The organism is Mycolicibacter icosiumassiliensis (assembly GCF_900078685.2).
GTDB lineage: Bacteria > Actinomycetota > Actinomycetes > Mycobacteriales > Mycobacteriaceae > Mycobacterium > Mycobacterium icosiumassiliensis.
Window position 1 is genome coordinate 2937331 of record NZ_LT546166.1, and the last position, 21977, is coordinate 2959307.

The window sequence follows — 21977 nt, forward strand, 5'->3', positions numbered from 1 at the left end:
TGGCCAGGACGCTGAAGCCATGACCGATTCAGACGTTGTGATCGCCGGAGCCGGTATCGGCGGATTGACCACCGCACTGACCCTGCACGCCCGCGCGATCCCCGCGACCGTCGTCGAGGGCGCCCAGGAACTGCGGCCGCTGGGTGTCGGCATCAATCTGCTACCGCACGCCGTCCGCGAGTTGTTCGCGCTGGGCCTGGGCGAGCAGCTGTCGACGCTGGCGGTGGCGCCGACATCGCTGGCGTACTTCGACACCCGCGGCCGGGAATTGTTCCGCGAACCGCGGGGCATCGCGGGCGGCTACGAATTCCCGCAGTATTCGGTGCACCGCGGGGATCTGCAGCTGTTGCTGCTCGATGCGGTGCGGGAGCGATTGGGGGCGAGCGCCATACGTACCGGAGCGCGGGTCACCGGGTTCGTCGACGCCGACGACGCGGTGCGGGTGCAGCTGGGGGACAACGAGCTGACGGGCGCTTTCTTGGTGGGCGCCGACGGGATTCATTCGGCGGTGCGCGCCCAGCTGCACCCCGGCGGCGACGAGCTGCGGTGGTCGGGGTTCCGGATGTGGCGCGGCGCAGCGCCCGGGGAACCGTACCTGGACGGGCAGACCATGGCGATCGTCAAGGCCGACGACGGAATCGAGCTGGTGATCTATCGGATCGGCGCCGGCCTGATCAACTGGGTGCTGCTGGTGCCCGAAGCCCAGCCCGGGCCGCTGCCGGGCACCGCCCGTTGGAACCAGCGATGCCAGGCCGATCAGGTGTTGGCCTACCTGGACGGCTGGAAGCTGGAGTGGCTCGACGTCGCCGACCTGGTGGGCCGCACCGCTGACCCGCTGGAATATCCGATGGTCGATCGCGACCCGCTGCCGTGGTGGGGCCGAGGACGCGTGACGCTGCTGGGCGACGCGGCACACCCGATGTATCCGGTGGGCGCCAACGGCGGATCGCAGGCCATCTTGGACGCACGGGCCCTGGCCTACGGCCTGGCAGCGCATCCGCAAACCGGCCTGCGGGCCTATGAGGAGCACCGCCGGGAAGCGACCGCGGCGGTGGTGGCCGCCAACCGGGAGATGCACCGCCGCGGCGCCGTCCTGCGCTCGGACAACCTGGCTCGGGTGGCCGCCGCCTACCGGCGCGACACCGGAGCGGATCGGGCGCGGGCCTGAACCTAGAACACGTTTCAGTTTCGCCGTTCCGGTTGGGTACGCTGACCGAGTGCCAGATGTAGCCTCGCAGCCGGCCATCGACGGGTGGTTCGCCACCGACGACGCCGGCCTCCCCCACCTGATCGGCGCCAAGTGTCCCCAGTGCGGCACCTATGTGTTCCCGCCGCGGGAGAACAACTGCCCCAACCCCGCCTGCGACGGCGACGTGTTGAAGCCGGTCGCGCTGTCGCGGCGCGGCAAGATTTGGAGCTACACCGAGAACCGGTATCTGCCGCCGGCCCCCTACCCGCCGAGCGACCCGTTCGAGCCGTTCGCGATCGCCGCGGTGGAGCTGGCCGACGAGGGCCTGATCGTGCTGGGCAAGGTCGTCGAAGGCACCCTGGCCGCGGACCTGAAGGTCGGCATGGAGATGGAGCTGACCACCATGCCGCTCTACACCGACGACGACGGCGTGACGCGCACGGTTTACGCGTGGAAGAAGGTGGACTCCAATGGCTGAACCGCTGTACATCCTGGGTGCGGGCATGCACCCGTGGGGCAAGTGGGGCCGCGACTTCACCGAGTACGGGGTGGTCGCCGCTCGTGCCGCGCTGGCCGACGCCGGCCTGAACGCACAGCAGATCCAGTTCATCGCCGGTGCGGACACCATCCGCAACGGCTACCCGGGCTTCATCGCCGGTTCGACGTTCGCCCAGAAGCTGGGCTGGAACGGGGTCCCGGTGTCCTCCTCGTATGCCGCCTGCGCCTCCGGTTCGCAGGCCCTGCAGAGCGCCCGGGCCCAGATCCTGGCCGGCTTCTGCGATGTGGCGCTGGTGATCGGCGCCGACACCACCCCCAAGGGCGCGTTCGCCCCGGTCGGCGGTGAACGTAAAGCCGACCCGGACTGGCAGCGATTCCACCTGATCGGGGCGATGAACCCGGTGTACTTCGCGCTGCTGGCGCGCCGCCGGATGGACCTCTACGGCGCCACCTCCGAGGACTTCGCCCAGGTGAAAGTGAAGAACTCCCGGCACGGGCTGAACAACCCGAATGCGCGCTACCGCAAGGAATCCGCGGTCGCCGACGTACTGGCCAGCCCGGTGGTCTCCGACCCGCTGCGCCAGCTCGACATCTGCGCCACCTCCGACGGCGCGGCGGCGCTGATCGTGGCCAGCGCGGAATTCGCCAAGAAGCACTTGGGTTCGCTCGACGGTGTGCCGTCGGTGCGCGCGGTGTCCACAGTGACCCCCCGGTACCCCCAGCACCTGCCCGAATTGCCGGACATCGCAACTGATTCCACCGCCGTGGTGGCGGCCCCGGAGCGGGTGTTCAAGGACCAGATCCTGGACGCCGCCTACGCCGAGGCCGGGATCGGCCCGGAGGATGTCAGCCTGGCCGAGGTCTACGACCTGTCCACCGCGCTGGAGATCGACTGGTACGAGCACCTGGGCCTGTGCGCCAAGGGTGAAGGCGAGCAGCTGCTGCGCAGCGGCGCCACCACGATCGGTGGCCGGGTGCCGGTCAACCCGTCCGGCGGGCTGGCCTGCTTCGGCGAGGCGATCCCGGCGCAGGCGATCGCTCAGGTATGTGAGTTGACCTGGCAGCTGCGCGGTCAGGCCACCGGCCGGCAGGTCGAGGGCGCCACGGTGGGCGTCACGGCCAACCAGGGCTTGTTCGGGCACGGCTCGTCGGTGATCATCGCCCGGTAATTCCTCACGCGATGACCGAAACCGTGGTCGTCAAGGTCAAACCGGGCAGCCGCAAAGGTCCCCTGGTCGAGACCGACGACGACGGGGCGCTGACCGTCTACGTGCGCGAGCCCGCCGTGGACGGCGAGGCCAACGCGGCCGTCATCCGTGTTCTGGCAGAGCATTTCGGCGTTCCACGCTGCCGTATCGAACTGGCTTCCGGCGCGGGAGCACGTGTCAAGCGTTTCCGGATCGAGCGGTAGGCGGCTCGGGGCCAGTCAGCAGGGTCAGTCCGAGCGCAAGCTGCTCAGCACACCGCGACGGGTCAACTCAGCGAGTACGACCTGGCCCTGCAATTCGGCTCGGTCCATACAGGCCACCCGAGCGGCCTCCGGGTCGCGCTGATGGATCGCCGCGGCTTCCGCCTCAAAGCTGTACAGAAACTCTTCGTGTTCGTTGGCGTAGCTCCTCCAGAATCCGCGCGGCATGAACACCCGTGAGGCACTGATGGCCGCCTGCAGTGGCGGGCCGGCGTATTCCTCGACAATGATCCGGCGAAACTCGATGGCCGCGTCGTGAAATGCGGCCGGCTCCTTGTTGGCGCGCAGTTCCCGCAGCGCCGCATCCAGTTCAGCAAGGACACGCGGTGTCGGGCACGCCGCTGCCCGGGTCGATGGGATGGCATTCAATGTCCCGTGTAATTCGTGCTGTTCGCGAACGACAGCCTCATCGAACCGGCTGACAAACACGCCACGGTGATAGACGCTGGCCAGCATTCCCTGCTGCTCGAGTTGGTCAATCGCCTGCTGAACGGGCAGCCGGCTGACCCCCAGGGCACTCGCGACTGCATCGCGATTGATCCGATCGCCGGTGCGCAACTCCCCCACCAGCACCAGATCGACGATGTGGTTGACGACCAGGTCTTTTTCTTTGACCCCGTATTTCTTCGGCATGGTGAGGCTTAGTCAGAAGCCTCGGCTGACGTCTCCCCCGACGAACCAGCTTGCGGCAGTAATGATTCCAACGCGGCACGGTTGATCCGCCGAAACGCGCGCTTGGGCCGATTGGCATCCAAAATGGCCACCTCCAAGGTGCCCGGTCCCAGTTCGCGCGGTTCGACACCGTTGCCGGAGTCGGTCTGTTTGAGCGCATTGACCGCGATGTGCAGCGCGTCGGCCAGTTCCGCGTTCTCGGCGTAAGACTCCTTGAGCGCGTTGGTGACCGGCTCGGTGGTGCCGCCCATCACCACGAAGTGCGGCTCATCGGTGATCGATCCGTCGTAGGTAATCCGGTACAGCTCCGGCGCTTTCGTCTGGCCCTGGTAGGCGACGCCGGCGACGCACAACTCCACCTCGTACGGCTTGGCCTGCTCGGTGAAGATGGTGCCCAGCGTCTGGGCGTAGACGTTGGCCAGCTGGCGCGCGGTGACGTCGCGCCGGTCATAGGCGTAGCCACGGGTGTCGGCGAACTGAATACCGCCGCGGCGCAGGTTCTCGAACTCGTTGATCCGGCCCGCCGCGGCGAAACCCACCCGGTCATACAGTTCGCTGATCTTCTGCAATGAGCGCGAAGGATTTTCCGCAACGAACAACACGCCGTCGGCGTAGGCCAGGGCCACCACGCTGCGACCGCGGGCAATGCCCTTGCGCGCCAGCTCGCTGCGCTCGCGCATCGCTTGCTCGGGCGAGATGAAGTACGGGAAGCTCATTTCTTACCCCGCTTGGTCTCCGACCCCGAATCTCCGCCACGCGTTCGACTCTCGACCACCAGACGGGCGAGTTCGGCGATCCGCTCCTCGGCGATATCGACGGCGCCGTCGGCGTCGATGGTGACCGCGGTCGGGTAGATGCCCCGCACCAGATCCGGACCGCCGGTCGCGGAGTCGTCGTCCGCAGCGTCATAGAGCGCCTCAATGGCTACCCGCAGCGCGGAGTCGGCGTCGCTGATCCGGCTGTAGAGCTTCTTGATCGACGACTTGGCGAACAGCGAGCCCGATCCCACCGCCTGGTAACCCTCACTCTCGATATTCCAGCCGCCGGCGGCGTCGAACGACACGATGCGCCCCGCGGTCTGCGGGTCGTCGGCATCGATGTCGTAACCGGCCAACAACGGCAACGCCACCAGGCCCTGCATCGCGGCACCCAAGTTGCCGCGCACCATGGTCGAGAGCCGGTTGACCTTACCGGCGAACGTCAGCGGGACACCTTCGAGCTTCTCGTAGTGCTCCAGTTCCACCGCGTAGAGCCGAGCAAACTCAACGGCGATCGCCGCGGTGCCGGCGATGCCGGTCGCGGTGTACTCGTCGGTGACGTACACCTTCTGCACGTCGCGGCCCGCGATCATGTTGCCCTGCGTGGAACGGCGGTCACCGGCAATGAGGACCCCGCCCGGGTACTTCAACGCGACGATCGTGGTGCCGTGCGGCAGTTGCTCACCAGCCCCGCCGGAGTGCGCGGCGCCCGCGCCGGTCGGCAACAGCTCCGGGGCCTGCAACCGCAGGAACTCCGAAAACGACGACAGACCTACGCCGGTGAGCGCGATTCCTGGGGTTGCTGAGTTGATGGGCAGACGATCACGCGACAACCAGGTCACTGGCCGCCCTTTTGGACGTACGCACGCACGAAGTCCTCGGCGTTCTCTTCCAGCACGTCGTCAATCTCGTCGAGCAGGTCATCGGTGTCCTCGGTGAGCTTCTCTCGGCGTTCCTGGCCCGCCGCAGTGCTGCCGGTGAGATCGTCGTCGTCTCCGCCGCCCCCGCCGCGCTTGGTCTGCTCCTGAGCCATTGCTGCCTCCTGAATCTCATCGGCCGCGCATGACCGCGGCCGGCTTCTCCACCCTACCGGTCGGCGCCGATGTTGCTCGGGGTCTAGGTGGTGAGTTGTTGGACCAGTTCGGCGGCACTGTCCACCGAGTCCAGCAAAGCTCCGACGTGCGCCTTGCTGCCGCGCAGCGGCTCGAGCGTGGGGATTCGCACCAGCGAGTCCCCGCCCAGGTCGAAGATCACCGAGTCCCAGCTCGCGGCCGCGATGTCGGCCCCGAACCGGCGCAGGCACTCACCGCGGAAGTAGGCCCGGGTGTCGGTCGGCGGGTTGTGCACCGCGGCCAGCACCTGCTGTTCGGTGATCAGGCGACGCATCGAGCCACGGGCGACCAGCCGGTTGTACAGACCCTTGTCCAGCCGCACGTCAGAATACTGCAGGTCGATCAGGTGCAGCCGGGGCGCCGACCAGCTCAGGTTCTCCCGCTGCCGGAAGCCCTCCAGCAGACGCAGCTTGGCCGGCCAGTCCAGTAGGTCGGCGCACTCCATCGGATCACGCTCAAGCTGGTCGAGCACCCGGGCCCAGGTCTCGATGATGTCGGTAGCCCGCGGATCTGGATCACGGCTCTCCACCAGCTTGGCCACCCGGTCGAGGTAAATCCGTTGTAGCGCAAGGCCGGTCATCTCACGGCCGTCGGCCAGTGCCACGGTGGCCCGCAGGGTCGGGTCACGGCTGATGACGTGCACCGCACGCACCGGCCGGGCCAACACCAGATCGCTCAGGTCGATCCCGTGCTCGGCGCCCTCCTCGATCAGATCGAGAACCAGGGCTGTGGTGCCCACCTTCAAATACGTCGACGTCTCGGCGAGGTTGGCGTCGCCGATGATCACATGCAGCCGGCGGTACTTGTCCGCGTCGGCGTGTGGTTCGTCACGAGTGTTGATGATGCCGCGCTTGAGGGTGGTCTCCAGGCCGACCTCGACCTCGATGTAGTCGGCGCGCTGGGAGAGCTGGAAGCCCGGTTCGTCGCCCGCAGCGCCCAGCCCGACCCGCCCGGAGCCGGTGACCACCTGCCGGGACACCAGAAACGGGGTCAGACCGGCGATGATCGCCGAGAACGGCGTCTGCCGGCTCATCAGGTAGTTCTCGTGGGTGCCGTAGGAGGCGCCCTTGTTGTCGATGTTGTTCTTGTACAGCTGCAGCTTGGCCGCACCGGGGACGCTGGCGACATAGCGCGCGGCCGCCTCCATCACCCGCTCGCCGGCCTTATCCCAGATGACTGCGTCCAACGGGTCGGTGACCTCGGGCGCGGAGTATTCGGGGTGGGCGTGATCGACGTAGAGCCGTGCCCCGTTGGTAAGGATCATGTTGGCCGCGCCGACCTCGTCGGCGTCGATGATCGGCGGCGGGCCAGACGAGCGGCTCAGGTCGAAGCCGCGGGCGTCACGCAGCGGCGATTCCACCTCATAGTCCCAGCGGGTGCGCTTGGCGCGCGGGATGCCCGCGGCGGCGGCGTACGCCAGCACCGCCTGGGTGGAGGTGAGGATCGGGTTCGCGGTGGGATCTGACGGCGAAGCGATGCCGTATTCGACTTCGGTCCCGATGATCCGCTGCATGAGGTTCAGCCTAGAGGTGGCGCGGAACGCGACCGTCAGAGGTGTTGACGTCACCGAGGTCAGTGGCTAATTTCACCGAAATGTCCGCCGATCAAGCCCGTCAGCGCGTAACCGACGTAGCCGGGAAACGTTACGGCGAAGTGCTGCTTGTCGAAGTCGGCGAGTCGGGTCCGCAGGCCGGCGTCTACAACAGCTTCGGCCTCAACGACTGCCCCGCGCCGCTGTGGTCGGCGCTCGATGCGCAGGCCATCGCCACCGAGAACGGCGCGGCCGCCGCCCTGCTCAACGGGCCGCGCTACTGGCTGATGAACACCATCGAAAAGGCGCCGCAGGGCCCGCGGGAGACCAAGACCTTCGGCGGGATCGAGATGATCAAGCAGGCGCAGGTCGCGTTGTCGTCGATGAACCCCGGGCCCTACACCGTCAATGAGGTCAGCCGCCACGCGGTCTTCATCTTCGATGCCGGCGAGCAGATCTACGAGCTGATCGACCCCGACGGGCGGCGATGGGTCATGCAGACCTGGAGCCAGGTCGTGGATGCGAACCTGTCCCGAGCCGACCTCGCCGGACTGGCCGACCGGCTCAAGCTGCCACCGGGTTGGGCCTACCGAGCGCGCGTGTTGACCAGCCCCCTGACGGTAGACACCACCGTCGAGGTTGCCCGCGTGTTGCAGGACGACCTGACCAACAGCTACTCACTGAGCAGCAGCTAGCGCTACAGGTACTGGCCCAGGTTGGACTCGGTGTCGATGGCACGGCTGGCGCTGGAGCTCTTGCCGGTGACCAGGGTGCGGATGTAGACGATCCGCTCGCCCTTCTTGCCCGAGATCCGCGCCCAGTCATCGGGGTTGGTGGTGTTGGGCAGGTCCTCGTTCTCGGCGAACTCGTCGACGATCGAGTCCAGCAGGTGCTGGATGCGCAGACCCGGCTGGCCGGTCTCCAGCACCGACTTGATGGCGTTTTTCTTCGCCCGGTCGACCACGTTCTGGATCATCGCCCCGGAGTTGAAGTCCTTGAAGTACATGACCTCTTTGTCACCGTTGGCGTAGGTGACCTCCAGGAACCGGTTGTCGTCGATCTCGGCGTACATCCGGTCGACGACCTTCTCGATCATCGCCTTGATGCAGGCCGCGCGGTCCCCGCCGAACTCGGCGAGGTCGTCGGCGTGCACCGGCAGCGTCTCGACCAAGTACTTCGAGAAGATGTCTTGTGCGGCTTCGGCATCGGGGCGCTCGATCTTGATCTTGACGTCGAGGCGGCCGGGCCGCAGGATCGCCGGGTCGATCATGTCCTCGCGGTTGGAGGCGCCGATCACGATGACGTTCTCCAGTCCCTCCACGCCGTCGATCTCGCTGAGCAGCTGGGGCACCACGGTGGTCTCCACGTCCGAGGAGACACCGGTGCCACGGGTGCGGAAGATCGAGTCCATCTCGTCGAAGAACACGATGACCGGGGTGCCCTCGGAGGCCTTCTCGCGGGCACGCTGGAAGATCAGCCGGATGTGGCGTTCGGTCTCGCCGACGAACTTGTTCAGCAGCTCGGGGCCCTTGATATTGAGGAAGTACGACTTGGCCTCGTGGGCGTCGTCGCCACGTACCTCGGCCATCTTCTTGGCCAGTGAGTTGGCCACCGCCTTGGCGATCAGCGTCTTGCCGCAGCCGGGCGGACCGTAGAGCAGCACGCCTTTGGGCGGACGCAGTGCGTACTCGCGGTAGAGATCTTTATGCAGGAACGGCAACTCCACGGCGTCGCGGATCTGCTCGATCTGGCGAGTCAGCCCGCCGATGTCGCCGTAGCTGACGTCGGGCACCTCCTCGAGCACCAGGTCTTCGACCTCGGCCTTGGGGATGCGCTCGAAGGCGTAGCCGGCCTTGGTGTCCACCAGCAGTGAATCGCCGGGGCGCAGCTTGCGGGGACGCCGGTCGTCCGGCAGCGCGTCCGGGTGACTGTCGGGAAGGTCCGCGGCGACCAGCGGCTCGGCCAGCCAGACGATGCGCTCCTCGTCGGCGTGGCCCACCACCAACGCGCGGTGCCCGTCGGACAGAATTTCGCGCAACGTGGATATTTCGCCGACCGACTCGAAATTGCCGGCCTCGACTACCGTCAGCGCCTCGTTGAGCCGAACCGTTTGGCCCTTCTTGAGGGTTGCTAGCTCGATGTTGGGCGAGATGTTCAGCCGCATCCGACGACCGGAGGTGAATACGTCGACGGTGTCGTCTTCATGACCACCCAGCAGCACGCCGTAGCCGCTCGGCGGCTGACCGAGTCGATCGACCTCTTCACGCAGGGCGAGCAACTGCTGACGCGCCTCTTTGAGGGTGTCCATCAGCTTGGAGTTTCGCGCGGTCAGCGAGTCAATGTGGGCTTCGAGCTGACGCACGTCGCGGCCGACGCGACCGGTGTCCAGAGGTGTGTCATCGAGCTGCGCGCGGAGCATCGCGGCTTCGCGGCGCAGTTCTTCCAACTCGGCGAAGTCATCACCGGGCGTGCCCGACCCCCCGGATGCGTCGAAATTCTCAGGACGCGGCGAATCTTCCATGTTGCTCATGGTGCGCTCCTTTCCCGAACTGGAAGTTGAAGCGACGGATACCTCAACGCTACCGGCCATTGTCCATTCGCGTGCTCTGTGGCAATCCGACACACCGGCTCCGCTGCTAGCCTCGCTCTCAAATCGGGTGATCAACAAGGCCTAGAAAGGATCCGCATGACGATGAAATCCCTCGCCACGGGTATGGCGGCAGTCGCGGCCATCAGCACGGCGACCTCAGCTGTGAGCTACCTGGCAACGCCCGCACCTGCCGCCGCCCAGGCACCCACGACGGTGTTCTTCGCCCCGCTGCCGTTGGACCCGGCGGTCGCCCTACCGGCCCCGGGGCAGTTGGCCGACGTGCTCAACACGCTGGCCGACCCGGGTGTTCCCGCCGCCGGAAAGTCCAACCTCGTCGAGGGCGGCCTGGGCCCTGTCGAGTCCGGTGCCATCGACCACCGGCTGCAAAAGGCCCTCAAGAAGGGCGCCCTCCCGCTGACGATCAGCGTGGCCAACGTCGCACCGGCCGGTCCCGGAGCGGCTAGCGCCGACGTCACTGCGTCGGGGCCGAAGCTGGAGCCGCACTCGGTGAATCTCACATTCGTCGACCAGGGTGGCTGGAAGCTTTCCCGGGCCTCGCTGTTGTCGCTGTCGCAGCTGACGTCGAACTGATCGCAGAGCTGATGTACCAGAGCCGCATCACCGTTACCGCCGCACTCGCGGCGGCGGCGCTGGTCCTGTCAGGCTGCAACGGCCACCAGCCGGCGGAGCCGGTCGCCGAGGTTTCGGTGACGTCGACGACGGTGCCTGTCCAGGCGCCGTCGTCGGCCTTGCCGGAGCCCGAGGCGTTGACCGATGTGCTGTACCGGCTGTCGGACCCCGAGGTTCCCGGCGCGGACAAGCTGGCGCTGATCGAGGGCGCCAAACCTGCCGACGCCGCAACTATCGACAAGTTCGCCACCGCACTCAAAGACGGCGGCTATCTGCCGCGTCGGAGCGCGACCCCGGCAACGTGACCGCCGATGTCACGGTCAACACGGCCAATCCCGCCACCGGCACGTTCTCCTTCCCGATGGAATTCACCCCGAATCACGGCGACTGGCAGCTGTCGCAGGCCACCGCCAAGAGCCTGCTGGCATTCGGCAACGCCCAGGCCAGCGGTACAGCGCCGGCACCGGCCCCGGCACCACCGGCGCCCTGACGATGTGGATCGGCTGGCTCGAATTCGATCTGCTGCTCGGTGACGTGCACTCGCTCAAGCAGAAGCGCTCCGTGGTGCGCCCGATCGTCGCGGAACTGCGACGCAAGTTCAATGTGGCCGCCGCCGAGACAGATTCGGCTGATTTACACCGCCGCAGTGGTATCGGAGTTTCCGCGGTGTCCGGCGATCGCGGCCATCTGGTGGACCTACTGGATGCGGCGGAACGATTGGTGGCCGCCCGTCCCGAAATCGAGCTGCTGTCGGTACGCCGCGGGTTGAGCCGCAGCGACGACTGAGGCCTGGCCACGGTGCCGACGACGCAGTCCCGACCCGCTAGGGGCGGCCCCGCTTGCGCCCCAGCCGGGTCGGGGTGACGGTGTCCGGTGCCAGTCGGCGAGCGCAGACCAGGAATGCGGTGTGGCCACGCATCGCATGCTGGGGCCGCACCGCCAAGCCGACGACGTTCCAGCCGCGCTGCATGGTCTCCCAGGACCGCGGCTCGGTCCAGCACTGCTGCTCACGCAGCGCCTCGTTTACCTGGGACAGCTGGGTGACGGTGGCGACGTAAATCACCAGCACCCCGCCGGGAACCAGGACCCGCGACACGGTGCCCAGCACATCCCAGGGTGCCAGCATGTCCAGCACCACCCGATCGATCGACCCGTCGGGCAGGTCGCAGTCGGCCACATCGCCCATCACCAACTGCCAGTTGTCGGGCTGGCGCCCGAGGAAGGTCTCGACGTTGGCGCGGGCGTGCACGGCATGGTCGTCACGCAGCTCGTAGGAGATCACCTTGCCTTCGGGCCCCACTGCCCGCAGCAGCGACAGTGTCAGGGCTCCCGAGCCGGCGCCGGCCTCGAGCACCCGCGCCCCGGGGAAGATGTCGCCCTCGTGGATGATCTGCGCGGAGTCCTTGGGATAGATCACCTGCGCACCGCGCGGCATCGACATCACGTAGTCGACCAGCAGCGGTCGCAGCACCAGGAACGGGTCACCGTTAGCGGATTTGACCACGCTGCCGTCGGGTAGCCCGATCACCTCGTCGTGCGGAATGGCCCCGCGATGAGTGTGGAAGTCACCGCCGGGGACCAGCACCGTGGTGTAGCGACGCCCCTTGGCGTCGGTGAACTGGGCCCGATCGCCCGCCTGAAAAATCCCGGATTCGGACACAGCCGTCCACCCTACGCAGCGTGTTCGCGAGGGGTTGTCGGTGCATACCCGTAGGGTTCGGAGCTATGAGCAAGCCGGCGTTATCCCCGTCGCGGGCGGCCGACTTCAAACAGTGCCCGCTGCTGTACCGATTCCGGGCCATTGACCGGCTCCCGGAACCAGCGTCGGCCGCGCAACTGCGCGGCTCGGTGGTCCACGGCGCACTGGAGCGGCTCTACGCGCTGCCCGCACCCCAGCGCGGTCCCGACACCGCCCGGGACCTGGTGACCCCGGCCTGGGAGCACCTGATCAGCACCGCCCCGGACTTGGGCGCCGGGCTGGACGCCGAGCAGCTGATGGCAGAGGCACGCAAGCTGCTGGCCGGTTACTACCGGTTGGAGGATCCCCGCCGATTCGACCCGCAGAGCTGTGAGCAGCGGGTCGAGGTCGAGCTGGCCGACGGCACCCTGCTGCGCGGTTTCGTCGACCGCATCGATGTCGCCGCGACCGGAGAGCTGCGGGTGGTCGACTACAAAACCGGCCGGGCACCGTCGGCCACCGGGCGGCTGTCCGAGGCCGCCGAATCGAAGGCACTGTTCCAGATGAAGTTCTATGCGGTGGCCCTGCTGCGGTCCCGCGGCGTGATGCCCGCACGGTTGCGGCTGATCTATCTGGCCGACGGGCAACTGCTGGACTACTCCCCCGATCACGCCGAACTGCTGCGCTTCGAGAAGACTCTGATCGCGATCTGGCAGGCCATCCAAACCGCTGGCGCCACAGGGGATTTCCGTCCACAACCGTCACGCCTGTGTGATTGGTGCGCCCACCGTGCGCGGTGTCCGGCATTCGGGGGGACCCCACCGCCCTACCCCGGCTGGCCGGCCGACACTGCGGCATGACCGGCAGCTATTACCGGCGCGCGGGCGGTTCCGGCGCCGGCGACGTGGTCTACGAATCCACCGACCTGACCCGCAGCAACTGGGGCCAGCTGCAACACGGGTCTCCTCCGCTGGCGCTGCTCACCCGCGAGATCGAGGGGCTGATCGACGGATCGGGGCAGCGGATCGCCCGGTTGAGCCTGGACATCCTCGGGGCGATACCGGTGGCACCGGTTCGGGTTTCGGCCCGGGTGCAGCGGCCGGGCCGGCGGATCGCTTTGCTGGAAGCCGAGATGTTCACCTGTGACGACGATCGGCCGGTGGCGCGGTTGAGTGCGTGGGCGCTGGCCACCGCCGACACCACCACGGTGTCCTCCGACCGGCACGCGCCACTGATCAGCGGGCCGTCGCTACCCCCGCCGGAGTGGTTCGCCCAGGCCAGCGGTTACGCGCATTCGGTGCGCTGGCGTGTCCAGCAGGATGCACCCGACGGCAGCGCGATCGCCTGGCTGAGTCCGCAGGTGCACCTGGTGGACGGCGAGCCGACCACGGCCCTGCAGCGGCTGGCGATGGTGGTCGACTCCGCGAATGGCGTCGGCGCCGCGCTGGACGTCAATGAGTACGTGTTCATGAATACCGACACCGTCGTGCACCTGCACCGGCTGCCGACCGGCGACGATTTCGGCCTGCGCGCCCGCGCTTCCATCGGGCCGGATGGGGTGGGCGTCACCACCGCGGAGTTGTTTGACCACGGCGGATTCGTCGGGACATCAGCGCAGGCGTTGCTGGTGCAGCGGCGCTGACCGGTGGCTCAGACCACCGCGGTCAACGCGGCGATCGCCAGTCCGCCCAGCACCGCGATGCTGTCCTCCACCAGCGCGATCGGCAGGTCGTGGCCGCCGTTGGCGGCGACCAGGCGCTGTCGCATCCCGAAACCGACCAGGGTGCCGATGACCGCGCCGATGACGCCCGCACCCAGAGCCGTCCAGGTGTAGTTCCAGGCCGTGCCGAGCACCGCGCCCGCGAACCCGCCCGACACTATGCGCGCAATGAACTGCATCGGTACGGTGCGCGCCGGCGTGCTGGGCAATTGGTCGGTGATGAATTCACCGACCGCCAGCAGCGTCAAGACGGTGACGGTCACCGGATGGCTCAGCCACTCGGCCCACGTCCCGTTCAGGTTGATCCATTGCAGGACTGCCGCCCAGGCCATCACGGCCGGCGCGGTAAACGCGCGCATTCCGGCAACGGCACCGATGAACAGCGCGAGCACCAGCACGATGAAATGCGTCACCACTACCTCCCGGGCCAGTCGAGCCGACCACCGGACGCTAACACGGCGACGCCTCAGCTACCGGGACTGATCAAAATCGGCAGAATCTGATGTCCGAGGCAAGGATCGCCTTGGCCCCGATCGCGGCCAACTCATCCATGATCGCGTTGACCTCGCGCCGCGGCACCAGCGCGCGCACCGCCGCCCAATCCGGGTCGGCGAGCGGCGCGATAGTCGGCGACTCCAGGCCCGGGGTGATCGCGGTGGCCTGGTCGAGCAGGGCACGCGGGCAGTCGTAATCCAGCATCAGATACTGCTGCCCGAACACCACACCCTGCACCCGAGCGGCCAACTGGTCGCGGGCAGAGGCGGTCTGAGCACCGCGGCCGTTTGCTTCCGCACCTTCGATCAACACCGCTTCGGAATCGCACAGCGACTCACCGAAAGCCACCAGTCCGTGCTGGCGCAGTGTGCGCCCGGAACCCACCACGTCGGCGATCGCGTCCGCGACCCCCAGCTGGATCGAGATCTCCACCGCCCCGTCGAGCCGGATGACGGTGGCCTCGATGCCCTTACCGGCCAGGTCCTTGCGAACCAGGTTCGGATAGGCGGTGGCGATGCGCTTGCCTGCCAGGTCGGCGGCGACCCAGTCCCGCCCGGCCGGGGCGGCGTAGCGAAACCGCGAGGACCCGAAACCCAGCGCCAACCGCTCGGCGACCGGCGCCCCGGACTCGGCCGCCAGATCCCGTCCGGTGATCCCGAAGTCGAGTTCACCGGACCCGACGTAGATGGCGATGTCCTTGGGCCGCAGGAAGAAGAACTCGACCTTGTTGGCCGGATCGATGACCGTCAGGTCCTTGGCGTCGGTGCGGCTGCGGTAACCGGCCTCCGACAGCATTGCCGCGGCAGCCTCACTGAGCGCCCCCTTGTTGGGGACGGCGACACGCAACATGCTCACAGCTTTCCGTAGACGTCGGACAGCGTCAGCCCGCGCGAGATCATCAGCACCTGGGTCCAATACATCAGCTGGCTGATCTCCTCGGCCAGGTCTTCATCGGACTGGTGTTCGGCGGCCAGCCACACCTCGCCGGCCTCCTCCAGGATCTTCTTGCCGATCGTGTGTACACCGGCGTCCAGCGCCGCCACGGTGCCGCTGCCGGCCGGCCGGGTCGCGGCACGCTCACCGAGTTCGGCGAACAGCTCCTCGAAGGTCTTCACGAGCAGGGATTGTTTCATGTCCGGTCCGGGGCGGTCACGGCAGTTTCGCTCCGCGGGGGTCGGCTACTGCCGCGAGGGTGCACAGATGCACAGCTTTTACGTGTCGGCGTGCAAACGCGCACCCTCGCCGGGGAACGAAGAAGACAGTTGGACGCAGATGTCATGCAGGTCGCTCAGCCCGAGCCCGGTCAGGGATGTCACCTGGTGGCGCCGAGCCCCGGCCGGCACCGGCACCGCGTTGGGCACGACCAGCACCGCGCAGCCGGCCGCTTCGGCCGCGGCGGCACCGGTCGGCGAGTCCTCCACGGCCAGACACCAGCGCGGATCTACGTCCAGCAGCTCGGCGGCACGCAGATAGGGATCCGGCGCCGGTTTGCCCGCGGGCACCTCATCGCCGCAGACCACGACCGCGAAATAGTGCCGGCCGATACTGCCCAGCGCCCGCTCGGCCAGCATCCGCGGAGTATTGGTCACCAAGGCTGTCGGCATCCCTGCGCCGGCCAACTCGTCGAGCAACTCCCGGGCGCCGTCGCACCAGGGCAGGCCTGCGTCGAACAGCTCACCGGTGTAGTCGTGCAGCCAACGTGCCGAGGCCGCCATGGCCGCCGGATCGAGCGGCAGGCCGAGGTCGTCGTAGACGATCCGCATGGTGTTCTCCGCACAGCCGCCGACCGTGGCCGCCCGGACTTCCGGGGTCAGCACCCCGCCGAGGCGGTCATAGAGCGCGTCCATTGCGACGTCCCACAGCTTCTCGGAATCCACCAGGGTGCCGTCCATGTCGCACAGCACCGCGCGCAAAGCGCCCATTAGGGCAGCATCTCCGCTCAGTCCTCCGGGTTGTAGCCGAGGTTGGGGGCGAGCCAGCGCTCACCTTCGCGCAGGGTCCAGCCCTTGCGCCGTGAGTAGTCGGCGATCTGATCCTGGGCCATCCGGCCGACCACGAAGTACTGCGACTGCGGGTGTGAGAAGTACCAGCCGGTGACGGCGGCGCCGGGCCACATGGCCATCGACTCGGTCAGTTCGATGCCGGTCCGGGTGTGGACGTCCATCAACTCCCAGATCGTCGCCTTCTCGGTGTGCTCCGGGCAGGCGGGATAGCCGGGGGCGGGACGGATGCCCTGGTACTTCTCGGCGATCAGTGCCTCGTTGTCCAGCTGCTCGTCCGGCTGGAATCCCCAGAACTCCTTGCGAACTCGCTGGTGCATCCGCTCGGCGAAGGCCTCCGCCAGCCGGTCGGCGATCGACTCCAGCAGGATCGCGCTGTAGTCGTCGAGGGCTGCCTTGAACTCCGCGATCTTCTCGCCGCTGCCGAGCCCCGCGGTGACGGCGAAGGCGCCGACGTAGTCAGCCAGACCGGTGTCCTTGGGCGCGATGTAGTCGCCGAGGCTCCGGTTCGGGATGCCGGCGCGGTGCTCGCCCTGCTGGCGCAGGTGGTGCAAGGTGGCCAGCACCTCGGTGCGGGTCTCGTCGGTGTAGACCTCGACATCGTCGCCGCCGGGGATGGCGTTGGCCGGGAAGAAGCCGATCACCCCGTTGGCCCGCAGCCACTTCTGGCTGATCAGGGTGTCGAGCATCGCCTGGGCATCGTCGTAGAGCTTGCGCGCGGCCTCGCCCGACACCGGGTTGTTGAGAATGTCGGGGAAACGCCCCTTCATCTCCCAAGCATTGAAGAACGGCTGCCAGTCAATGAATTCGCGCAACTCGGCGAGATCGTAATCCAGGAACTCTCGCACTCCGATTCCGACGGCGGGCACCGGCGGCCTGTAGCCCTCCCACTCGATCGGTGTCCGGTTCGCGCGGGCCTTCTCCAGCGTCACCATCGGCCGCTCGTTCTTCTGGGCGTGCCGTTCACGCAGCGACGCGTAGTCGGCCTCGGTGGCCTCCAGCAGCGCCGGCCGTTGTTTGTCGTCGAGCAGCGCGGCGGCCACCGGCACCGAGCGGGACGCGTCCTTGACCCAGACCACCGGACCGCTGCGACGCGGCGAGATCTTCACCGCCGTATGGGCGCGCGAGGTGGTCGCGCCGCCGATCAACAGCGGGATCTCCATGCCTTCGCGTTCCATCTCGACGGCGAAGTTGACCATCTCGTCCAGCGACGGGGTGATCAGGCCGGACAGCCCGATGATGTCGGCGTCGTACTCCTTGGCCGCGGTCAGGATCTTCTCGGCCGGCACCATCACACCGAGGTCGACGACGGTGTAGTTGTTGCACTGCAGCACGACCCCGACGATGTTCTTGCCGATGTCGTGGACATCGCCCTTCACCGTCGCCATCACGATCGTGCCGTTGGTGTTGTCCGCTTCACCGGGCTGCTTCTCGGCCTCGATGTACGGCAACAGGTAGGCCACCGCCTTTTTCATCACCCGGGCCGACTTCACCACCTGGGGCAGGAACATCTTGCCCGCGCCGAAGAGGTCGCCGACGACGTTCATGCCGTCCATCAGCGGGCCCTCGATCACCTCGATCGGCCGACCGCCCGCGGCGGAGATCTCGGCCCGCAGCTCCTCGGTGTCGGCGTCGACGTGGGCGTCGATGCCCTTGACCAGGGCGTGCGTGATCCGCTCGCGGACCGGGAGAGATCGCCACTCGGCTGCTTTCGGGTCCTCGGCCTTCTCCGAGGTGTTGAACCGTTCGGCGATCTCCAGCAACCGCTCGGCGGCATCGGGACGACGGTTCAGCACCACGTCCTCGATGCGGTCCCGCAGTTCGAGATCGATCGAGTCGTAGGGCACCAGCGCTCCGGCGTTGACGATGCCCATGTCCAGGCCGGCCTTGATCGCGTGGAACAGGAACACCGCGTGAATCGCCTCGCGGACCGGGTTGTTGCCCCGGAACGAGAACGACACGTTCGAGATGCCGCCGGAGATGTGCACCCCGGGCAGGTTCTCCTTGATCCAGGCGCAGGCCTCGATGAAGTCGATCCCGTAGGTGGCGTGCTCCTCGATGCCGGTCGCCAAGGCGAAGCAGTTCGGGTCGAAGATGATGTCCTCGGCCGGGAAGCCGACCTCTTCGGTCAGGATTCGGTAGGCGCGCCCGCAGATCTCCTTGCGGCGCTCCAGGTTGTCGGCCTGCCCCTGTTCGTCGAAGGCCATCACTACGACGGCGGCGCCGTATTTGCGGCACAGCCGGGCCTCGCGGACGAACTTCTCCTCGCCCTCCTTCATGGAGATGGAGTTGACGATCGGCTTGCCCTGCACGTTCTTCAGGCCCGCCTCGATGACCTCCCACTTGGACGAGTCGATCATCACCGGGACGCGGCTGATGTCCGGTTCGGTCGCGATCAGTTTGGTGAACCGGTCCATCGCGGCGACGCCGTCGATCATGCCTTCGTCCATGTTGATGTCGATGACCTGCGCACCGACCTCGACCTGCTGCAGCGCGACCGACAGCGCGGTGTCGTAGTCCTCGGCTTTGATCAGGTTGCGGAACCGGGCCGAACCGGTGATGTTGGTGCGCTCACCGATGTTCACGAACAGCGAGTCGTCGGTGATATTGAGCGGTTCCAGGCCGGAGAGCCGGGTGGCGACCTCGATGGTGGGCAGCTCGCGCGGCGGCTTGCCCTCGACGACCCTGGCGATCTCGGCGATGTGCGGCGGCGCCGTCCCGCAGCACCCCCCGACGATGTTGACCAGGCCGGCGTCGGCGAAGTCGGCGATGTAACCGGCCTGACGCTCCGGGGACTCGTCGTACTCGCCAAAGGCGTTGGGCAGTCCCGCGTTCGGGTAGCAGGAGACGTAGGTGTCCGCGATCCGCGCCATCTCGGCGATGTAGGGCCGCATCTCCGGCGCGCCCAGGGCGCAGTTGAGACCCACCGCGATCGGTTTGGCGTGCCGGATGGAATTCCAGAACGCCTCGGTGACCTGACCCGACAAGGTGCGCCCGGACGCATCGGTGATGGTGCCGGAGATGATGACCGGCCAGCGGCGTCCACGCTGCTCGAACAGCGTCTCGACGGCGAACACCGCCGCCTTGGAGTTCAGCGAGTCGAAAATGGTCTCGATCAGCAGGATGTCGGAACCACCGTCGACCAGGCCGCTGGCGGCCTCGAGGTAGGCGGCGACCAGCTGGTCATAGGAGACGTTGCGGGCGCCGGGGTCGTTGACGTCCGGCGAGATCGATGCGGTTCGGGTGGTCGGACCGAGCGCACCGGCCACATAGCGCGGCTTGTCCGGGGTGGCGAACTCATCGGCCGCTTTGCGGGCCAGAGCCGCGCCGGCGTAGTTCAGTTCATAGCTCAGGTCGACCATGTCGTAGTCGGCGAGCGAGACCGCGTTCGCGTTGAACGTATTGGTCTCCAGAATGTCGGCGCCCGCCTCGAGGTACTCGCGGTGGATCCCCTCGATGATCTGCGGTTGCGTCAGGGTGAGCAAGTCGTTGTTGCCCTGCAGCGCGGTCGGCCACTCGGTGAACCGGTCGCCGCGGTAGCCGGCCTCGTCCGGGCGGTCCCGCTGAATCGCCGTGCCCATCGCGCCGTCGATCACCATGATTCGCTGGCTCAGAGCAGCCGTCAGCTCGTCGGTGCAGTCAGGCCGGATATTGGGCACGAAGATTTCGGCCTCGGGGGCGGTCATGCGGGCTCCTTCCGTGACGGAAGGCGTCCTTAACTCTGCCGAGCGTGGCGGTTACCGGCGGGACCGGCGAACCGTTGCAACGCCTCTCGACCGTGAAAAGTCTACGTGGTCGCCCGGCATCGGGACGAATGCCCCAACGAACAAGCCGACTCAGCCGGTCGGAGTGGGGCCGTGATCATTGCGCAGGCCTTACCCTGGCCTTGTGACCCGACCGGAGGACCGCGCTGCCCTTCCCGAACTGCACGACACCATCGTCGTGGCTGCGTTCGAGGGCTGGAATGACGCCGGCGACGCCGCCAGCGACGCGGTGCAGCATCTGAACAACATCTGGGAAGCCAAGTCGATCGTCGAAATCGACGACGAGGCCTACTACGACTACCAGGTGAATCGGCCGGTGATCCGCCAGGTCGACGGCGTCACCCGTGAGCTGGTCTGGCCGTCGATGCGCATTTCGCACTGCCGGCCGCCGGGCAGCGACCGCGACATCGTGCTGATGCACGGAGTCGAGCCGAACATGCGCTGGCGGTCGTTCTGCGCCCAGCTGCTGGCGATCATCGAACAACTCGACGTCGACACCGTGGTGATCCTGGGCGCGCTGCTGGCCGACACCCCGCACACCCGCCCGGTACCGGTGTCGGGGGCGGCCTACTCGGCGGAGTCGGCCACCCGCTTCGGGCTGACCGAGACCCGCTACGAGGGCCCGACCGGGATCACCGGGGTGTTCCAGGACGCCTGTGTGGCGGCTGGAATTCCCGCGGTCACCTTCTGGGCGGCGGTGCCGCACTACGTCTCACAGCCGCCCAACCCCAAGGCCACGGTCGCCCTGCTGCGGCGCGTCGAGGACGCCCTGGACATCGAGGTTCCGCTGGGCGACCTACCGGCCCAAGCCGAGGAGTGGGAGCTGGCGGTCAGCGAGATGGCCAGCGAGGACGACGAGATCGCCGACTACGTGGCCTCCTTGGAGGAACGCGGCGACGCCGAGGTCGACATGACTGAGGCGCTGAACAAGATCGACGGCGACGCGCTGGCCGCCGAGTTCGAGCGGTACCTGCGGCGCCGGCGGCGCTGAACTACTTCTCCTTCTCCCTGGCCTCGTTGTACGCACTGGTCGAGCGGCCCAGCGCGGCGACTTCGGCGTCCATCCGCGGCACGATGGTGGCGGCCCCCTTGATGAACGGACCTTCCACCGGCCGCAACGTCAGCACCGGCTTGAGCCAGCGGAACACCCCCACCCAGCGCGGGCAGTAGACGCGGCGGCGACGGCCCTCGATGCCCGCGACGAACGCGTCGACACATTTGTCGACCGAGGTGGTCTTGTTCAGCGGCCACGGCAGCTTGGCCAGCATCTCGCCGAACGCGCCCAGGTCGGCCTTGGTATCGCGAACCAAGGGGGTGTCGATCCAGGCCATGTGCGCCGATCCGACCTCCACGCCCTGGTAGGCGACCTCCTGGCGCAGCGCGCTGGCGAAGTGCTCGACCCCGGCCTTGGCCACGTCGTAGGAGGCCATCCCGGCCAGCGGACTGAACGCCGCCAGCGAGGACACCACCAGCACATAGCCGCGACGCTCGATGACCGACGGCAGCGCGGCGCGGACGGTGTTGAACACCCCCATCACGTCGACGTCGATCACCCGCTTGAACGTCTCGGGGTCCACGTTCAGCACCGACCCGTAGCTGGCGATGCCGGCGTTGGCGACGACGGTGTCGATGCCGCCGAAACGCTGTGCGGCCTGGGTGACCACCGACTGCATTGCGGCCAGGTCCCGTACGTCGGCGACGGCGGTCAGCACCCGGTCACCCAGATCCTCGGCCAGCGTGTTGAGGGCGGCCTGATCCAGGTCGGTCACCACCAGCGAGGCGCCCTGGGAGTGCAGCCGGCGGGCCAGCTGCTCGCCGATACCGTGCGCGCCACCGGTGATGAACACGACTTGGGAATGAATCGAAGACATG

23 protein-coding genes and 1 pseudogene are annotated in these 21977 nt (G+C 67.5%); 11 read left to right on the forward strand and 13 right to left on the reverse strand.

Annotated features, from left to right (window positions below; genetic code table 11):
- Positions 1 to 19 precede the first annotated feature (19 nt).
- From BN4346_RS38000 to BN4346_RS38015, 4 genes are read left to right on the forward strand one after another with little or no spacing between them, the layout of a single operon-like run.
- On the forward strand, positions 20 to 1168 hold the full coding sequence (locus BN4346_RS38000) for an FAD-dependent monooxygenase (protein ID WP_067973741.1): 1149 nt from the start codon (positions 20 to 22) through the stop codon (positions 1166 to 1168).
- 49 nt (positions 1169 to 1217) lie between these two features.
- Complete coding sequence (locus BN4346_RS38005) at positions 1218 to 1667, forward strand: Zn-ribbon domain-containing OB-fold protein (protein ID WP_067973744.1); 450 nt, start codon at positions 1218 to 1220, stop codon at positions 1665 to 1667.
- Complete coding sequence (locus BN4346_RS38010; RefSeq protein WP_067973746.1) at positions 1660 to 2856, forward strand: lipid-transfer protein; 1197 nt, start codon at positions 1660 to 1662, stop codon at positions 2854 to 2856. The genes BN4346_RS38005 and BN4346_RS38010 overlap by 8 nt, the downstream gene beginning before the upstream one ends.
- A gap of 11 nt (positions 2857 to 2867) precedes the next feature.
- Complete coding sequence (locus tag BN4346_RS38015) at positions 2868 to 3098, forward strand: DUF167 domain-containing protein (protein ID WP_067973749.1); 231 nt, start codon at positions 2868 to 2870, stop codon at positions 3096 to 3098.
- 24 nt (positions 3099 to 3122) lie between these two features.
- Here the strand turns inward: BN4346_RS38015 and BN4346_RS38020 are convergent, their stop codons facing one another.
- The 5 genes from BN4346_RS38020 to dop all read right to left on the reverse strand — a co-directional run bounded on the left by BN4346_RS38020 (position 3123) and on the right by dop (position 7210).
- Positions 3123 to 3788: a GntR family transcriptional regulator gene (locus BN4346_RS38020; RefSeq protein WP_067973752.1), complete on the reverse strand. Its 666-nt coding sequence runs from the start codon at positions 3786 to 3788 to the stop codon at positions 3123 to 3125.
- An 8-nt stretch (positions 3789 to 3796) separates the two neighbouring features.
- A complete protein-coding gene (gene prcA, locus BN4346_RS38025; protein WP_067973755.1) occupies positions 3797 to 4543 on the reverse strand; it encodes a proteasome subunit alpha in 747 nt (248 codons plus the stop codon).
- Positions 4540 to 5427, reverse strand: coding sequence for a proteasome subunit beta (gene prcB, locus BN4346_RS38030; RefSeq protein ID WP_067973757.1), 888 nt, complete (start codon positions 5425 to 5427; stop codon positions 4540 to 4542). Before prcB ends, prcA begins: the two co-directional genes overlap by 4 nt.
- Positions 5424 to 5618: a ubiquitin-like protein Pup gene (locus BN4346_RS38035; RefSeq protein ID WP_024441366.1), complete on the reverse strand. Its 195-nt coding sequence runs from the start codon at positions 5616 to 5618 to the stop codon at positions 5424 to 5426. The genes prcB and BN4346_RS38035 overlap by 4 nt, the downstream gene beginning before the upstream one ends.
- Before the next feature lie 83 nt (positions 5619 to 5701).
- Positions 5702 to 7210: a depupylase/deamidase Dop gene (dop, locus tag BN4346_RS38040; protein WP_067973760.1), complete on the reverse strand. Its 1509-nt coding sequence runs from the start codon at positions 7208 to 7210 to the stop codon at positions 5702 to 5704.
- 80 nt (positions 7211 to 7290) lie between these two features.
- On the opposite strand from dop, the gene BN4346_RS38045 reads away from it, so the two are divergent.
- Positions 7291 to 7923, forward strand: a complete 633-nt coding sequence (locus BN4346_RS38045) for a hypothetical protein (protein ID WP_067973764.1) — start codon at positions 7291 to 7293, stop codon at positions 7921 to 7923.
- 2 nt (positions 7924 to 7925) lie between these two features.
- Here BN4346_RS38045 and arc read toward each other — a convergent pair whose 3' ends face one another.
- Positions 7926 to 9749: a proteasome ATPase gene (arc, locus tag BN4346_RS38050; protein WP_067974393.1), complete on the reverse strand. Its 1824-nt coding sequence runs from the start codon at positions 9747 to 9749 to the stop codon at positions 7926 to 7928.
- Between the two features lie 165 nt (positions 9750 to 9914).
- Here arc and BN4346_RS38055 point away from each other — a divergent pair, with 165 nt between their 5' ends.
- From BN4346_RS38055 to BN4346_RS38065, 3 genes and pseudogenes are all read left to right on the forward strand, one after another.
- Positions 9915 to 10409, forward strand: coding sequence for a hypothetical protein (locus tag BN4346_RS38055; RefSeq protein ID WP_067973767.1), 495 nt, complete (start codon positions 9915 to 9917; stop codon positions 10407 to 10409).
- A gap of 11 nt (positions 10410 to 10420) precedes the next feature.
- Positions 10421 to 10938: pseudogene (locus tag BN4346_RS38060) on the forward strand (hypothetical protein).
- Between the two features lie 2 nt (positions 10939 to 10940).
- Positions 10941 to 11234 carry a DUF503 domain-containing protein gene (locus tag BN4346_RS38065; protein ID WP_067973769.1) on the forward strand — a complete coding sequence of 98 codons (294 nt, stop codon included), beginning with the start codon at positions 10941 to 10943 and terminating at the stop codon, positions 11232 to 11234.
- Positions 11235 to 11271: 37 nt separating this feature from the next.
- On the opposite strand, the gene BN4346_RS38070 is transcribed toward BN4346_RS38065, so the two are convergent.
- Complete coding sequence (locus tag BN4346_RS38070) at positions 11272 to 12108, reverse strand: tRNA (adenine-N1)-methyltransferase (RefSeq protein WP_067973772.1); 837 nt, start codon at positions 12106 to 12108, stop codon at positions 11272 to 11274.
- 65 nt (positions 12109 to 12173) lie between these two features.
- Between BN4346_RS38070 and BN4346_RS38075 the strand changes: the two genes are divergently transcribed.
- A complete protein-coding gene (locus BN4346_RS38075; RefSeq protein ID WP_067973775.1) occupies positions 12174 to 12986 on the forward strand; it encodes a RecB family exonuclease in 813 nt (270 codons plus the stop codon).
- Positions 12983 to 13768, forward strand: coding sequence for a thioesterase family protein (locus BN4346_RS38080; RefSeq protein ID WP_067973778.1), 786 nt, complete (start codon positions 12983 to 12985; stop codon positions 13766 to 13768). Before BN4346_RS38075 ends, BN4346_RS38080 begins: the two co-directional genes overlap by 4 nt.
- Before the next feature lie 8 nt (positions 13769 to 13776).
- On the opposite strand, the gene BN4346_RS38085 is transcribed toward BN4346_RS38080, so the two are convergent.
- The 5 genes from BN4346_RS38085 to metH form a co-directional block, all read right to left on the reverse strand.
- A complete protein-coding gene (locus BN4346_RS38085; RefSeq protein ID WP_067974395.1) occupies positions 13777 to 14259 on the reverse strand; it encodes a DUF4126 family protein in 483 nt (160 codons plus the stop codon).
- A gap of 70 nt (positions 14260 to 14329) precedes the next feature.
- Complete coding sequence (gene hisG / locus BN4346_RS38090; RefSeq protein ID WP_067973781.1) at positions 14330 to 15190, reverse strand: ATP phosphoribosyltransferase; 861 nt, start codon at positions 15188 to 15190, stop codon at positions 14330 to 14332.
- Positions 15191 to 15192: 2 nt separating this feature from the next.
- Entirely contained in the window at positions 15193 to 15474 is a 282-nt protein-coding gene (locus tag BN4346_RS38095) for a phosphoribosyl-ATP diphosphatase (RefSeq protein ID WP_046284100.1), read from the reverse strand.
- A 78-nt stretch (positions 15475 to 15552) separates the two neighbouring features.
- Positions 15553 to 16254, reverse strand: a complete 702-nt coding sequence (locus tag BN4346_RS38100; RefSeq protein WP_067974398.1) for an HAD family hydrolase — start codon at positions 16252 to 16254, stop codon at positions 15553 to 15555.
- Between the two features lie 26 nt (positions 16255 to 16280).
- Entirely contained in the window at positions 16281 to 20027 is a 3747-nt protein-coding gene (gene metH, locus BN4346_RS38105) for a methionine synthase (protein ID WP_067973784.1), read from the reverse strand.
- Between the two features lie 202 nt (positions 20028 to 20229).
- Between metH and BN4346_RS38110 the strand changes: the two genes are divergently transcribed.
- Entirely contained in the window at positions 20230 to 21096 is an 867-nt protein-coding gene (locus BN4346_RS38110) for a PAC2 family protein (RefSeq protein ID WP_067973787.1), read from the forward strand.
- A gap of 1 nt (position 21097) precedes the next feature.
- On the opposite strand, the gene BN4346_RS38115 is transcribed toward BN4346_RS38110, so the two are convergent.
- Positions 21098 to 21976, reverse strand: a complete 879-nt coding sequence (locus BN4346_RS38115; RefSeq protein ID WP_067973790.1) for an SDR family oxidoreductase — start codon at positions 21974 to 21976, stop codon at positions 21098 to 21100.
- Position 21977: the final 1 nt, after the last annotated feature.